Genomic DNA, 14,153 nt, shown 5'->3' on the forward strand with positions numbered 1-14,153 from the left:
GATTGTGGAAAAACTGATTGGTTTCACTTCCGACTACATTCGCTACGTCCTCATCGGCGGACAGAAGTTCTATGCCTGGATGGGCTTTCTTTCTGTCCTCATCGCGGCTGCGCTGTACGGGTTCTACCTGCAAAACACCGAAGGGTTGATCGTCACCGGCATGACCAGCCAGATTCACGAAGGCCTTTATTTCGCCAACCTCGTGTTCCTGGTCGGCGTGGCGGCCGGTGCCGTGACCATCGTCTTTCCTGCCTACGTCTACCATCACAAGGGGATGCATGAAGTCACGGTGCTGGGGGAAATGCTGGCGATTTCAGCGGTGATCATGGTCATGCTGTTCGTCTTTGCCCACATGGGACGACCCGACCGGCTCTGGCACATGATTCCGTATATCGGCATCTACAACATGCCCGGGTCGATGCTGGCATGGGACGTGCTGGTGCTCAACGGCTACCTCCTGCTCAACTTCATCTGCGGCTTCTACTACCTCTACGCGAAATATACCGGTGGCAAGGTCAACAACAACTGGTTCATGCCCCTGGTCTATATCTCGATCGTCTGGGCGCTCAGCATCCATACCGTGACGGCCTTCCTGATATCGACCTTGCCTGCGCGTCCGATGTGGTTCCACAGCATGATGCCGATCCGCTTCATCGTGACTGCATTCGCGGCGGGACCCTGCCTGATCATCCTGGCCTTCCTGATCATCCGCAAGAACACCAGGATGTGGATTCAGGACGATGCGATCAACCTGTTGTCGACCATCATCACCTGGTGCCTCGGCATCGCCCTGTTCCTGACGATGTCGGAAATCGTCGTCGAGCTGTACGCCCGCACCGAGCATGCGAATGGCCTCTACTACCTGATGTTCGGCCTGCATGGCCTCACCAGCCTGGTTCCGTGGTTCTGGAGTTCCCTGGCTTTCATGATCATCGGCTTCGTCATGTTCCTGGTTCCCGGCATCCGCACCAACTACAAGCTGCTGCCGATCGCCTGCGTCCTGGCCTTTAGCGGAATCTGGATCGAGAAGGGGATGGGGCTGATCGTTCCCGGCTTCATTCCCACGCCCATCGGGGAGGTGACCGAGTATTACCCGACCCTGGTCGAGGTCCTGGTGACGCTCGGCAACTGGGCGGCCGGCTTCTTCATCCTGACCATCCTGCTCAAGGGCGCCATCGGCATCCTGCTGGGCGAGGTCAAGTACGAGAGCGGGACGGCGGCAAAATCCGGTGATCTCGCGGGCAGCAGCCAGGCAGCCGCGGTTGGATCAAAGTGAGGCGGCCATCATGAAAAAACTTGCATTCCACACGATGATTCTGGCCTTCTGCTGCGGGATGATTTCTTCCGCTTTTGCGCAACAGCAGCAGGAGATTACTTGCTTCGAAAGCCGCAAGGGCGCGTCGGAAGTCGTAAAGCGTGACCTTCAGCCGGGCTGGCCCAACGTGAAGTGTTCCCCGAAAACCGGGGCGGTCCTCTGGTGGGGCGATCCCTTCGACGGCACCGTCCCCATGGGTGACATGCCTCTTCTGGGGAATGTCGCTCCGGGCAAGGCTGTCGTCAAACCGCGGTCCGAGAAACTTGCCATCCTGCCGATGTGCGCGACGGCCTGCCATAACGGCGTCGGACCCGCGTTCAACCCGCCAACGCTGCCGAAGGACAAGAAGCCGAAGCCGATCCCGACGATGGTAGGCCTGCTGCCGGATGCCCAGAACCTGCAACATGGTCGCGGTCGCATCTGGTGTCTCGATTGCCACCACACGACCCAGCGCAACAAGCTGGTGGACAACTTCGGCGATCCGGTCAGCATCGACCAGCCACAACTGCTTTGCGGCAAGTGCCATGGCGACAAAATGCGCGACTGGCGGGACGGCATCCACGGCAAGCGCATCGGCGAATGGGCCAGCACGGGCAAGAAGCGCTGGTTCACCTGCACCGAATGCCATAACCCGCACAACGTCCAGGATGGCGCCAGAAACAGGGGCTTCGTCCAGATCGCGCCGGAATCGCCGCCGCAGCTTCCCAAAGGCATGAAGGACGCCAAGTACGAGCGCGTGCATGGCATCGCCCACTGATATGTCGGATTTGCCGGACGACGCTGCCTCGACGCCCGCGCCGGGTCAAGGCAGGGGTGATCCCAGCTGGATTGCCCCTGCCCTGACGACGGCCGAAAAGACGCGGGTTGTCGGAAAAACCAGCGTCTTTTTCGGGCCGCCGCTCGCGATTCTCGCGGAGGGGCAAAAGAACACCATGGAGATCAGCGGCAAGCTCAACCGCACTGCCGAGCGATACCTGGAAATACTGAGGCATCACGGCCTGGAACTCACCGAGCCGGAACGCCTGTGCCTTGCCCATATCTGCCATATCGGATTCATGTCGCCGCTGGAAATCCGGGAACTGCCCCTTGAGGTGGAACTCACCAGATTTGAATGCGCTGGACTGGACAAGGCCGCGCTGGCGGCGAAACTCGAATCGGCCAGCTTTGCCGACCTGGTTGCCGTCGTCGAAACACTTGGGTTTTGATCGATTGCAACGGTTGTCCGGCACTCATTCGCAATGGATGAGAAATCCAGCGGCGATAGGTGGGCGCTTGTGTGTGTGCTTCCCGCCTTGGTCATGAAGTTCATCGGCCATTTTGCCGCAGCCCGACAGCCGGTCTGCAGTAATGGGGGGCGGTTCAACGACTTTGCGGTTGCGCACACCGGTTCAAGTCGGCGATGGAGAAAGATCCCGTAAGACAGGTCCTGGTCGACTCCGGACCTCAGATCTTCCGCCCAGACAATTCCCTGTCCAGCTGCCGCGCGAATGCGTGCTGGTCGCTGGCGCTGAACGATGCCGGCCCGCCCGTTTCGACGCCAGACGAGCGCAGGGTGTCCATGAAATTGCGCAGGGTCAGGGCGGCGGCGATGCTGCCGGCGTCGTAGGTTTCGCCGCGAGGGGTCAGCACCTTGCCGCCCTTGGCGATCACGTCGGCGGCCAGCGGTATGTCGGTGGTGACGACGAGGTCGCCCGCTTCGACCCGGCGCGCGATCTCGTTGTCGGCGACGTCGAAACCCTTGGGTACCTGCAGCGCGCGGATGTGCGGCGAGCGCGGCACGGCGAGCATCTGGTTGGCGATGAGGGTGACCGCGACGCCCGTGCGCATCGCCGCGCGGAAGAGGATTTCCTTCACCGGCCTGGGGCAGGCGTCGGCATCGACCCAGATCTGCACGCGTTCAGTCGCCCTTCTTCAAGAGACCCGCCAGCGCGGCGAAGGGCTGGTGGGTGGCCGGGGCGGTCTTTTGTCCGCCATCGCCGCGGCACGCGAGTTCGAGCTGGCGCTGGTGTTCGTTGTCGTGGCAGTAGAGGCACAGCAGCTCCCAGTTGCTGCCGTCGGGCGGGTTGTTGTCGTGATTGTGGTCGCGGTGATGGACGGTCAGCTCGCGCAGCTTGTCGCGGGTGAATTCGCGGGCACAGCGGCCGCAGATCCAGGGATAGATCTTCAGCGCCCGCTCGCGGTAGTCCTGCTCGCGCAGATCGGCCGACCGTCGCGCCTCGGCGACCAGGCGGTCGAGCCGGGAGGCATCGGGTGCGCGGGGCGATTTCGGGGCGGGCATCGCCGCTTCAGCGCGCCGCGATGAGGCGCAGCCCCAACAGCACGAAGATGCCGCCGGCCAGGCGGTCGAGCCATGCGCCGATCGCGGGCCGGCGCTGCAGCCACTGGCCGATGATGCCGGCGAACCAGCCGATGGCGGCGAAGATCAACGCGGCCTGCAGCGTGAAGGCGAGGCCGAGCTGGACGATCTGCACGCCGGGGCTGCGGCCGGCAGCGACGAATTGCGGCAGGAAGGCGAGGAAGAAGAGGATCACCTTGGGGTTGACGGCGTTGGCGACGAGTCCCTTGGCGAAGAGTTTTGCCGCGCCGTCCGCCGGGAGCTCCCGCGCGGTCGTGCCGAAGGGACGCGCGTTGCGGATCGCCTGCGCGCCGAGCCAGACGAGGTAGAGCCCGCCGGCAAGCTTGAGCGCGGCAAAGGCGCCGGCCGAGGCGGCGATCAGGGCGGAAATGCCGAGCGCCGCGAGCGCGGTGTGGCTGAGGCAGCCCAGCGCGCAGCCGAGACCGAAGGCGATGCCCGCCTCGCGGCCGCGCGCGACGCCGAGGCTCAGCACCATCAGGTTGTCCGGGCCCGGCGCCAGCGTGATCAGCACGGCGGCGACGAGGAAGGCCGAGAGTTGCGGCAGGGTCAGCAGGGCGTCCATCGAAAAGTTATGCGAAGCGGTATCCCTTGGGACGGCGGTAGCGGTACGGTGAGGCCCTTATTCGGACTTCCATTTTATGGAGCAGCCCATGCTCGGGATCTGCTCGGCGGGGCCTTTGCCGGTCAGCGCGACCTGCTTCATCGCCTCGAACAGGTCGCGGCGCACGCCCTCGGGCGCGGTCTCCTTGCGCGACTCGTCGAGCCGGCCGCGGTACTGCAGTTCCATCCTGTCGTTGAAGCCGAAGAAGTCGGGCGTGCACACCGCGCCGTAGGCCCTGGCGACTTCCTGCGTCGCGTCGAGCACGTAGGGGAAGGGGAAGTCGAGTTCCCTGGCGATCTTCACCATGTGGTTCCACGAATCCTCGGGGTAATCGGCGGGGTCGTTGGACATGATGGCGATGGCGTTCATGCCCATGGCCTTGAGTTCGCGGGTGTCGCGGATCAGGCGGTGGATCACCGCCTTGACGTAGGGGCAGTGGTTGCAGATGAACATCACCAGGAGGCCCCGGGGGCCGCGCGCCGAGGCGAGGCTGTGGCGCCCGCCGTCGACGCCGGGCAGGTCGAAGTCGATGGCGGGGCGGCCGAAGTCGCAGACGGGGGTGGTAAGGCTGACCATGAACGCTGTCTCCTTGTTCTCTTGCGAACCTATAATGGGCCAATGATAACGCGCATCCATTGCCCGCAAGGCCTTGCCCCGGGGGCGCATGTGGCGCTGCCGGAGACCGCGGCGCACCACGTCTCGCGCGTGCTGCGGCTGAAGGAAGGCGACCCGCTGATCCTGTTCGACGGCCGCGGCGGCGAATGGACCGCAGCCATCACCTTGGTGCGCAAGGACGAGGTGCGCGCGGACCTCAAGACCTTCGATCCGGTCGACCGCGAGGCGCCGCTGGCGGTGACGCTGGTGCAGGCCGTGGCCGCCGCCGACAAGATGGACTGGATCGTGCAGAAGTGCGTCGAACTGGGTGTGGCGGCGATTCGCCCGGTGGCGGCGAAGCGCTCGGTCATCCGGCTTTCCGGCGAGCGCATGGAGCGGCGCGTGGCCCACTGGCAGGCCGTCGCCGCGGCGGCCTGCGAGCAGTGCGGCCGCAACCGCGTGCCGCCGGTGGCGCCGATTGTTGATCTGCCTCAATACCTTGGTGAGCCGGCCGTTGAAAATGAGTTGCGTCTGCTGGCTTCGCCGCTGGATGCACGGCGCCTGCGCGAGCTGCCGAAACCGCAAGGAGGTGTCACACTCCTCGTTGGTCCGGAAGGCGGCTTCGAGGACGGCGAGTCGCAGGCGGCGCATGCGGTCGGCTTTCGCGGGGTGAATCTCGGATCGCGCGTGCTGCGCACCGAAACGGCCGGGGCCGCGGCCCTGGCCGGAATGATGGCTTTGTGGGGGGATTGATCATGTTCGAATCGGCCGAGCTGGGTCACAAGATCGACAAGGAAACCTACAAGCAGGCCGTGCCGCAGCTGCGGGCCGACCTGCTCGACGTGCAGTACGACCTCAAGGAGCAGGGCAAGATCCCGGTGATCGTGCTGGTCTCCGGCCAGGACGGCGCCGGCAAGGGCGAGACCATCAACATCCTCTACGAGTGGATGGACCCGCGCTTCATCTCGACGCTGGCATTCTCGGCACCGACCGACGAGGAGCGCTTGCGCCCCTTCATGTGGCGCTACTGGCGCGCCCTGCCGCCCAAGGGTCGCATCGGGGTGTTCGCCGGCTCGTGGTACTCGAGTCCGATCCACGACCGGCTCGACGGCGGCATGACCAAGGCGGCGATGGATGCGCGCATCGACCAGATCAACCGCTTCGAGGCGATGCTGGTCAACGAGGGCGCGCTGGTGCTCAAGTTCTGGTTCCACCTGACCAAGGACGGGCAGAAACGCCGCCTCAAGGCGCTGGAAAAGGATCCGAAGACCGCCTGGCGCGTGACCAAGTGGAACTGGGACCGGCTCAAGACCTACGACAAGCTGCAGGACGTCGTCGGCCATGTGCTGCGCATGACCAACACGCCGTGGGCGCCGTGGACCATCATCGAGGGCGAGGATGACCGCTATCGCTCGCTCACCACCGGCAAGATCCTGCTCGAGGCGATCCGCCAGCGTCTGGCCCATCCGGAAAAGCAGTTCACCCCGGTGGCACCGCCGTCGCGGCCCAACATCGACGGCCGCGACGTGCTGTCCGAGCTCAAGCTCAACCGCAAGCCGATCACCAAGGCCGACTACGAAACGCAGCTGGCCAAGTGGCAGGGCAAGCTCTCCGAACTGGTGCGCGACCCGCGCTTCAAGAACCATTCGGTGCTCTGCGCCTTCGAGGGGTCGGACGCCGCCGGCAAGGGTGGCACCATTCGCCGCATCGTCTCCGCACTCGATGCTCGCGACTACCAGGTCGTGCCGGTCGCCGCGCCGACCGAGGAAGAGCGTGCCCAGCCCTATCTGTGGCGCTTCTGGCGTCACATCCCGCGCACCGGCCGGGTGACGATCTTCGACCGCACCTGGTACGGCCGCGTGCTGGTCGAGCGGGTCGAAGGCTACTGCGCCGAGGCCGACTGGCTGCGTGCCTATTCCGAGATCAACGACTTCGAGCACGACCTCTCGGACTCCGGCGTCATCGTCATCAAGTTCTGGCTGCAGATCAGCAAGGACGAGCAGCTCAAGCGCTTCAAGGAGCGCGAGAAGATCGAGTTCAAGCAGTTCAAGATCACCGAGGAAGACTGGCGCAACCGCGAGAAGTGGGACGCCTATCACGAGGCGGTGTGCGACATGGTCGATCGCACCAGCACCGGCAACGCGCCATGGACCATCGTCGAGGCCAACGACAAGAACTTCGCCCGGGTCAAGGTGCTGCGTACAATCTGCGAACGGCTCGAGGCCGCGCTCGATGCCAAGCCGGGCGCCGAGGGCGTGGCGGCCGCCGAGAAACCGAAAAAGAAAAAGGACTGACGCCGAGCATGACCATCGAAACGCGGCAGGCGCCGCCTGAGAGCGATACCCGCCTCGTCGCGTGGGTGCGCCAGGCGGCGCCCTACATTCATGCCTTCCGCGGCAAGACCTTCGTCATCGCCTTCGGCGGCGAAGTGTTCTCCGATGGCGGCGCCCAGGACCTGATGTACGACATCGCCCTGCTCGACAGCATGGGCATCCGCCTGGTGCTGGTGCACGGTGCACGGCCGCAGATCGACGCCGAGATGCGCAGCCGCGGGCTCGAGCCGCGTTTCCACAAGGGCGTGCGCGTCACCGACTCCGATGCGCTCGAATGCGTCAAGCGCGCGATGGGCGTGACGCGCATCGAGATCGAGGCACTGCTGTCGCAGGGCCTGCCGAATACCCCGATGGCCGGCGCCTTCCTGCGCGTCACCGGCGGCAACTTCATCACGGCGCGGCCGGTGGGTGTCGTCGACGGTGTCGATTTCCAGTACACCGGCGCGGTGCGCAAGGTCATCGCCGACGAGATCCAGGGCGACCTGGCACAGGAGAACGTCGTGCTGATCACGCCGATCGGCGCTTCGCCGACGGGGGAGATATTCAACCTCGCCTGGGAGGAAGTGGCCGAGGCGGTGGCCGTGGCGATTCGCGCCGACAAGCTGATCTTCCTCGCCGACGGCGCCGGCCTGGTCGACCGCAAGGGCACGGTGATCGACGCGCTGACCGTGGACGAGGCCGAACAGCTGCTCGGCAAGGCCAAACAGGCGCCGGAGATCGAGCGCGTGCTGCGCGGCTCGATCCGCGCCTGCCACGGCGGCGTCGGCCGGGTGCATTTCCTCGACCGCAAGGCCGATGGCGCCATGTTGATGGAGTTCTTCACCCGCGACGGCTTCGGCACGGTGATGACGCATGATCCGCTGGCGCTGCTGCGCAACGCCACCGTCGACGACGTCGGCGCGATCCTCGGCCTGATCGAGCCGCTCGAGGCCGACGGCACGCTGGTCAAGCGCGGGCGCGAACGGCTGGAGATGGAGATCGAGCGCTTTTCGGTGCTCGAGCACGACGGCGTCATCGTCGGCTGCGCCGCGCTCTACCCGTTTTCGAGCGAGAAAGCGGCGGAGCTCGCTTGCCTCGCCGTCGATCCCGAATTCCGTCGCGCCGGCTACGGCGACCAGTTGCGGCGCCACATCGAGGCGCGGGCGAAGAAGCTGAAGCTGAAAAAGCTCTTCGTGCTGACGACCCGGACCGCGCACTGGTTCATCGAGCGCGGCTTCGAGGAGGCGCCGCCCGACACCCTGCCGGCGGCCCGGCGCGAACTCTACAATTTCCAGCGCCGCTCCAAGGTTTTCGTCAAGGCCCTTTAATCCGGCGGCTGCGCCTCCACTTATTGCCAGGTCGGTAGCCGCTCAGCAGATATTTTTGAAAGGAAACAAATAGATGGCGCGCATGGTGAATTGCATCAAACTCGGCCGCGAGGCGGAAGGGCTGGATTTCCCGCCCATGCCCGGCGAACTCGGCAAGCGGCTCTGGGAAAACGTGTCGAAGGAGGCCTGGCAGCAGTGGATCAAGCTGCAGACCATGCTGATCAACGAGAACCGCCTCAACCTGATGGACCCGCGGGCCCGCACCTACTTGGCCGAGCAGGTGACCAAGCATTTCTTCGGCGAAGGTGCCGAGCAGGCCGCGGGCTACGTGCCGCCCAAAGGCTGAACCGCATCTGCCAATGAGCGAAGGGCCGCCCCGGTGTCGAGGCGGCCCTTCTCTTTGGTGCGGTGGTGCGGTGGTGCGGTGGTGCGGCGCCGGCTTCAGCCTTCGGCTGCCTCGCGCTCGATGGCCTCGAGGCCGATGTGGCGGACGTCGCGGCCCTTGACCATATAGACGACGTATTCCGAGATGTTCTTGGCGTGGTCGCCGATGCGCTCGATGGCCTTGGCGATGAACAGCACCTCCAGCGAGGAGGAGATCATGCGCGGGTCCTCCATCATGAAGGTGATGAGCTGGCGCATGATGGATTTGAATTCGGCGTCGACTTCCTTGTCCTGGCGGGCGATCTGGGCGGATACCGTGGGATCGGTGCGGGCGAAGGCATCGAGTGCCTTGCGCAGCATGGCGACGGCGGTGGCCGAGACGTGGCGCAGCTCGACCCGCGGGACGAAGGGCATGTCGCCGGAGTGCAGCGTGCGGGCGCGTTTGGCGATCTTCTTCGCCTCGTCGCCGACGCGTTCGAGGTCGGTGATGGTCTTGATCACCGCCATGATCATGCGCAGGTCGGAGGCCGCCGGCTGGCGCCGCGCGATCAGGTGGGCGCAGGCTTCGTCCAGCTCGACCTCATGGCGATTGACGTCGTGGTCGGTTGCGACGACCTCGTCGGCCAGCATCAGGTCGCCGGTCTCGAGCGCGGCGAAGGCGCGGACGATCTGCTGCTCGACGAGGCCGCCCATCTGCAACACGCGCGAGCGGATGTTCTCGAGGTCGGCGTCGAACTGCTTGGCGATGTGTTCGTTCATGGTGGGGCTCTCCGTCGCTGCTTCGGGTCAGGCGGAGCAGTTTATTGCTCCGACATGACAGGAATGTTTCACTTGCCCATTTGCCTCACGCCGTCGGGGGTGGCCAGCAGCAGCAGGTCGGCGCCGCGGCAGGCGAAGAGGCCGTTGGTGACGACGCCGACGATCTGGTTGAGCTTGGTTTCGAAGCCGGCCGGGTCGGCGATGGCGAGGCCGTGGACGTCGAGGATCAGGTTGCCGTTGTCGGTAGTGAAGCCTTCGCGCAGTTTGGGCTTGCCGCCGAGCTTCTCGATTTCGCGGGCAACGTAGGCGCGCGCCATCGGGATCACCTCGACCGGCAGCGGGAACTTGCCCAGCGTGCCGACCAGTTTGCTCTGGTCGCAGACGCAGATGAACTTGCCGGCCACGGCGGCGACGATCTTCTCGCGCGTCAGCGCGCCGCCGCCGCCCTTGACCATCTCGAGATTCCCGGTGATCTCGTCGGCGCCGTCGACATAGACCGGCATGCTCGTCACCTCGTTGAGGTCGACGACCTTGATGCCGTGGCCCTCGAGGCGCTTCTTCGTCGCCTCCGAGCTCGCCACCGTGGCGGCGATGCGGTCCTTGACGGCGGCGAGTTCATCGATGAAGAAGTTGGCGGTGGAGCCGGTGCCGACGCCGATGATGCTGCCGGCGGGCACGTTGGCGGCGATGTAATCGCGCGCGGCGCGCGCCACGGCCTGCTTGAGTTCGTCCTGGGTCATTGCCATGGGCTGTCTCCGAAAAATATGCCCGGTCAGGCCGGGCTTCTGAATTTTTTGAGTATAGCGGAAGCCGCTATTTCTTCCGCGCCGGCGGCAGGTCCGTGCAACTGCCGTGGGCGGCTTCGGCAGCCAGGCCCACGGTTTCGCCCAGGGTCGGGTGCGGATGGATGGTCTTGCCGATGTCCACGGCGTCGGCCCCCATCTCGATCGCCAGCGCCACTTCGCCGATCATGTCGCCGGCGTTGGGGCCGACGATGGCGCCGCCGATGATGCGATGGCTCTCCGCATCGAACAGCAGCTTGGTGAAACCGTAGTCGGCGCCGTTGGCGATGGCGCGGCCCGAGGCGGCCCAGGGGAACTGGCCCTTCTCGATGGCGCGGCCCTGCGCCTTGCATTGCTCCTCGGTGAGGCCGACCCAGGCGATCTCGGGGCTGGTGTAGGCGACCGAGGGGATCACGCTGGCGTCGAAATGCGAGCGCTGGCCGGCGGCCACCTCGGCGGCGACATGCGCCTCGTGCACGGCCTTGTGGGCGAGCATGGGCTGGCCGACGATGTCGCCGATGGCGAAGATGTGCGGCACGTTGCTGCGCATCTGCGGGCTGACCTCGATGAAGCCGCGTTCGGTCACGGCGACGCCGGCCTTGTCGGCGGCAATTTTCCTGCCGTTGGGCGAGCGGCCTGTGGCGACCAGGACCATGTCGTAGCGCTGCGCCTCGGCGGGCGCCTGCTCGCCCTCGAATTTCACCCAGATGCCGTCGTCCTTCGCTTCGACGGAAACCGTCTTCGTCTTGAGCATGATGCGTTCGAAGCGCTGCGCGTTCTGCTTCTCCCAGACCTTGACCAGGTCGCGGTCGGCGCCGGGCATCAGGCCGTCGAGCATCTCGGCGACGGAAATCCTCGCGCCGAGCGCCGAATAGACCGTGGCCATTTCGAGGCCGATGATGCCGCCGCCGATGACCAGCATCTGCTTCGGCACGAAACGCAATTCGAGGGCGCCGGTGGAGTCGACGATGCGCGGATCCTCGGGGATGAAGGGCAGCTTCACCGCACTGGAGCCGGCGGCGATCACGGCCTGGGCGAACTTCACCACCTTGCGGCCCTCGTCGGTCTCGACGGCGATGTGCTGCGGGTCGAGGAAACTGCCGACGCCGCGCACCACCTGCACCTTGCGCGCCTTGGCCATGCCGGCTAGGCCCGTGGTGAGCTTGCCGACGACCTTGGCCTTGTGCGCGCGCAGCTTGTCGATGTCGACTTGCGGCGCGGCGAAGGCGACGCCGAGTTCGTTCATGTGCTGCGCTTCTTCCATCACCGCGGCGACATGCAGCAGCGCCTTGGACGGAATGCAGCCGACGTTGAGGCAGACGCCGCCGAGCGTGGCGTACTTCTCGACGAGCACGACCTTGAGGCCGAGGTCGGCGGCGCGGAAGGCCGCCGAGTAGCCGCCCGGGCCGGCGCCAAGGACCATGAGGTCGCATTCGATGTCGGCGCCGCCGGCATGGGTGGCGGCTGGCGCGGGGGCCGCAGCCGGGGCTGGAGCCGTGGTGGGTGCGGCTGGCGTCGCGGCGGCAATGGACGCACTTTCCTCCAGCACCAGCACCAGCACGCCCTCGGCGACCTTGTCGCCGACCTTGATCTTCACTTCCCTGACCGTGCCGGCGACGGGCGAGGGCACGTCCATGGTGGCCTTGTCGGACTCCAGCGTGACCAGCGTGTCCTCGGCCTTGATGACATCGCCCGGCTTGACGTGCACCTCGATGACCGGCACGTCCTTGAAATCGCCGATGTCGGGAACCTTGACTTCCATCATGACTTTTCTCCAGCGAGCGTGACCGTGTGAGAAACGATCGGCGGCCCGGATGCGGTGTCGAATTCGATGCCGGCGGCCACGCCCGCCTCGGCGATCTGTGCGGCGGTGAGCGCGGTATCGAAGGCGGCGTGCATGGCGCCCAGCGCGAAGTTGCGGCCCGAGCCGATGGCCCAGAAGCGGTCGAACTCGAACACTTCGCGCATGGTGTAGACGCCGTAGATGCCCGTCGGATTGGCGATCAGCGCGACGATCTGCGAACTCTCGTAGGGATCGTCCTCGTCCTCCTTCGGGTTGAGGTAGGCGTGTTCCTTGAGGACGGGATGCAGCCGGCGGAAGGTCTCGTAGACTTCCATGCGCGAGCCGAGCTTCACTTCCTCGAGCTTCGCCAACGCGCTGACGATCACCAGGTGATGCGCCGAACTGCCGCAGATGCCGACCCACGAACCGTGGAGCCTGAGGATCTTGTCGTGCTCGCCCTTGTAGTGGCGGCCCAGCCGGGTGTCGCCGAAGGTGGTCAGCGAGTCGCCGGCGATGGCCACCTCGCCGCCCTTCTTGACGACGCAGAGCGTGGTCACAGCAGGCTTCTCCTCATGTCGGCCAGCAACTGGCCGAGGAAGGCGGTGAAACGCGCCGCCAGCGCGCCGTCTATGACGCGGTGGTCATAGGACAGCGACAGCGGCAGCATCAGCCGCGGCACGAATTCCTTGCCGTTCCACTTCGGCTTGATCTCGGACTTCGACACGCCGAGGATGGCGACTTCGGGCGCGTTGATGATGGGCGTGAACGCCGTGCCGCCGATGCCGCCGAGGCTCGAGATGGAAATGCAGCCGCCCTGCATCTCGGCCGGGCCGAGCTTGCCGTCGCGCGCCTTCTTCGCCATGGCCGAGGACTCGCTGGCGATCTCCAGCACGCCCTTGCCGTCGGCGTTCTTGAGCACCGGCACCACCAGGCCGTTGGGCGTGTCGGCGGCGAAGCCGATGTGGAAGTACTGCTTCATCACCAGGCTCATTTCGCCATTTTCGGCCGTCGTTAGCGAGGCGTTGAAGCTGGGGTATTTCTTAAGCGCGACGACCATGGCCTTGATGAGGAAGGCGAGCATGGTGAGCTTGACGCCGCTCTTCTCGTTCTCCTTGTTGAGCTGGACGCGCAGCGCTTCGAGGTCGGTGATGTCGGCCTCGTCGAACTGGGTGACGTGCGGGATCATCGCCCAGTTGCGGGCGAGGTTGGCGCCGGAGATCTTCTGGATGCGCGACAGCGGCTTGGTTTCGATGGGGCCGAACTTGGCGAAGTCGACCTGCGGCCAGGGCAGCAGGCTGAGACCGGCGCCGCCGGCAGAAGTCGGTGCTGGCGAGACGGCGGTGGAACCCGCCATGACGCCTTTGACGAAGCCCTGCACATCGGCCTGGGTGATGCGGCCCTTGGGACCGCTGCCCCTGACCTTGCGGACATCGACCCCGAGCTCGCGGGCGTAGCGGCGGACCGAGGGGCTGGCGTGGGCCTGGTGGCCGCCCATGACCTCGGCCGCGACGTCGCCGGGCGAGGGCATGCTGATCGCCGAAGGCGCCGTGGTCGGTTCGACCTCGGTCGGGCGCAGTTCGCAGACCTCGCCTTCTGCGGCCGGTGCCGGGATCGGCGCCGATGCCGGAGCAACGGCGGCCGGCGCAGCTGGCGCCGGAGCGGATGCTGCCGGAGCAGCCGGCGTGGCCTCTGCAGCCGCTCCGGCTTCGAGCAGCAGCACCAACACACCCTCGGCGACCTTGTCGCCGACCTTGATCTTCACTTCCCTGACCGTGCCGGCGGCGGGGGAGGGTACGTCCATGGTGGCCTTGTCGGACTCCAGCGTGACCAGCGTGTCCTCGGCCTTGATGACGTCGCCCGGCTTGACGTGCACCTCGATGACCGGCACGTCCTTGAAGTCGCCGATGTCGGGAACTTTGACTTCGATCGTCGCCATGGC

General features: G+C 65.7%; 16 protein-coding genes. 7 read left to right on the plus strand and 9 right to left on the minus strand.

Features of this window, described 5'->3' with window-relative positions:
* Nucleotides 1-4 precede the first annotated feature (4 nt).
* From dsrP to EJE94_RS06025, 3 genes are read left to right on the plus strand one after another with little or no spacing between them, the layout of a single operon-like run.
* The gene (gene dsrP / locus EJE94_RS06015) at nucleotides 5-1,276 is read left to right on the plus strand and encodes a sulfate reduction electron transfer complex DsrMKJOP subunit DsrP (protein WP_121243246.1); all 1,272 of its coding nucleotides are present in this window, start codon (nucleotides 5-7) and stop codon (nucleotides 1,274-1,276) included.
* Nucleotides 1,263-2,072, plus strand: coding sequence for a hypothetical protein (locus EJE94_RS06020; RefSeq protein WP_124962403.1), 810 nt, complete (start codon nucleotides 1,263-1,265; stop codon nucleotides 2,070-2,072). The genes dsrP and EJE94_RS06020 overlap by 14 nt, the downstream gene beginning before the upstream one ends.
* A complete protein-coding gene (locus EJE94_RS06025) occupies nucleotides 2,056-2,520 on the plus strand; it encodes a hypothetical protein (RefSeq protein WP_124962404.1) in 465 nt (154 codons plus the stop codon). Before EJE94_RS06020 ends, EJE94_RS06025 begins: the two co-directional genes overlap by 17 nt.
* Nucleotides 2,521-2,758: 238 nt before the next feature.
* On the opposite strand, the gene EJE94_RS06030 is transcribed toward EJE94_RS06025, so the two are convergent.
* From EJE94_RS06030 to EJE94_RS06045, 4 genes are read right to left on the minus strand one after another with little or no spacing between them, the layout of a single operon-like run.
* Nucleotides 2,759-3,208: a YaiI/YqxD family protein gene (locus EJE94_RS06030; RefSeq protein ID WP_121243249.1), complete on the minus strand. Its 450-nt coding sequence runs from the start codon at nucleotides 3,206-3,208 to the stop codon at nucleotides 2,759-2,761.
* Nucleotides 3,209-3,212: 4 nt separating this feature from the next.
* Nucleotides 3,213-3,593 carry a YajD family HNH nuclease gene (locus tag EJE94_RS06035; RefSeq protein ID WP_121243250.1) on the minus strand — a complete coding sequence of 127 codons (381 nt, stop codon included), beginning with the start codon at nucleotides 3,591-3,593 and terminating at the stop codon, nucleotides 3,213-3,215.
* A gap of 7 nt (nucleotides 3,594-3,600) precedes the next feature.
* Nucleotides 3,601-4,233, minus strand: a complete 633-nt coding sequence (locus EJE94_RS06040) for a LysE family translocator (RefSeq protein ID WP_121243251.1) — start codon at nucleotides 4,231-4,233, stop codon at nucleotides 3,601-3,603.
* 57 nt (nucleotides 4,234-4,290) lie between these two features.
* On the minus strand, nucleotides 4,291-4,848 hold the full coding sequence (locus tag EJE94_RS06045; RefSeq protein WP_121243252.1) for a thioredoxin family protein: 558 nt from the start codon (nucleotides 4,846-4,848) through the stop codon (nucleotides 4,291-4,293).
* Between the two features lie 42 nt (nucleotides 4,849-4,890).
* On the opposite strand from EJE94_RS06045, the gene EJE94_RS06050 reads away from it, so the two are divergent.
* From EJE94_RS06050 to EJE94_RS06065, 4 genes are all read left to right on the plus strand, one after another.
* Nucleotides 4,891-5,619: a 16S rRNA (uracil(1498)-N(3))-methyltransferase gene (locus EJE94_RS06050; RefSeq protein WP_121243253.1), complete on the plus strand. Its 729-nt coding sequence runs from the start codon at nucleotides 4,891-4,893 to the stop codon at nucleotides 5,617-5,619.
* A gap of 2 nt (nucleotides 5,620-5,621) precedes the next feature.
* Complete coding sequence (pap, locus tag EJE94_RS06055) at nucleotides 5,622-7,160, plus strand: polyphosphate:AMP phosphotransferase (RefSeq protein WP_121243254.1); 1,539 nt, start codon at nucleotides 5,622-5,624, stop codon at nucleotides 7,158-7,160.
* Between the two features lie 8 nt (nucleotides 7,161-7,168).
* The gene (gene argA, locus EJE94_RS06060) at nucleotides 7,169-8,506 is read left to right on the plus strand and encodes an amino-acid N-acetyltransferase (protein ID WP_121243255.1); all 1,338 of its coding nucleotides are present in this window, start codon (nucleotides 7,169-7,171) and stop codon (nucleotides 8,504-8,506) included.
* 73 nt (nucleotides 8,507-8,579) lie between these two features.
* Nucleotides 8,580-8,852 (plus strand): oxidative damage protection protein, encoded by a 273-nt coding sequence (locus EJE94_RS06065; protein ID WP_121243256.1) that lies wholly within the window; start codon nucleotides 8,580-8,582, stop codon nucleotides 8,850-8,852.
* Nucleotides 8,853-8,947: 95 nt separating this feature from the next.
* Here EJE94_RS06065 and phoU read toward each other — a convergent pair whose 3' ends face one another.
* The 5 genes from phoU to aceF all read right to left on the minus strand — a co-directional run bounded on the left by phoU (nucleotide 8,948) and on the right by aceF (nucleotide 14,150).
* Entirely contained in the window at nucleotides 8,948-9,649 is a 702-nt protein-coding gene (phoU, locus tag EJE94_RS06070; protein WP_121243257.1) for a phosphate signaling complex protein PhoU, read from the minus strand.
* A 68-nt stretch (nucleotides 9,650-9,717) separates the two neighbouring features.
* A complete protein-coding gene (gene rpiA, locus EJE94_RS06075; protein ID WP_207855756.1) occupies nucleotides 9,718-10,395 on the minus strand; it encodes a ribose-5-phosphate isomerase RpiA in 678 nt (225 codons plus the stop codon).
* 67 nt (nucleotides 10,396-10,462) lie between these two features.
* Nucleotides 10,463-12,196, minus strand: coding sequence for a dihydrolipoyl dehydrogenase (gene lpdA, locus EJE94_RS06080; RefSeq protein ID WP_121243259.1), 1,734 nt, complete (start codon nucleotides 12,194-12,196; stop codon nucleotides 10,463-10,465).
* The gene (locus EJE94_RS06085; RefSeq protein ID WP_121243260.1) at nucleotides 12,193-12,771 is read right to left on the minus strand and encodes an MFS transporter; all 579 of its coding nucleotides are present in this window, start codon (nucleotides 12,769-12,771) and stop codon (nucleotides 12,193-12,195) included. The genes lpdA and EJE94_RS06085 overlap by 4 nt, the downstream gene beginning before the upstream one ends.
* Nucleotides 12,768-14,150: a dihydrolipoyllysine-residue acetyltransferase gene (aceF, locus tag EJE94_RS06090; protein WP_121243261.1), complete on the minus strand. Its 1,383-nt coding sequence runs from the start codon at nucleotides 14,148-14,150 to the stop codon at nucleotides 12,768-12,770. The genes EJE94_RS06085 and aceF overlap by 4 nt, the downstream gene beginning before the upstream one ends.
* Nucleotides 14,151-14,153 lie beyond the last annotated feature (3 nt).

This window comes from Sulfurisoma sediminicola, assembly GCF_003865015.1.
GTDB lineage: Bacteria > Pseudomonadota > Gammaproteobacteria > Burkholderiales > Rhodocyclaceae > Sulfurisoma > Sulfurisoma sediminicola.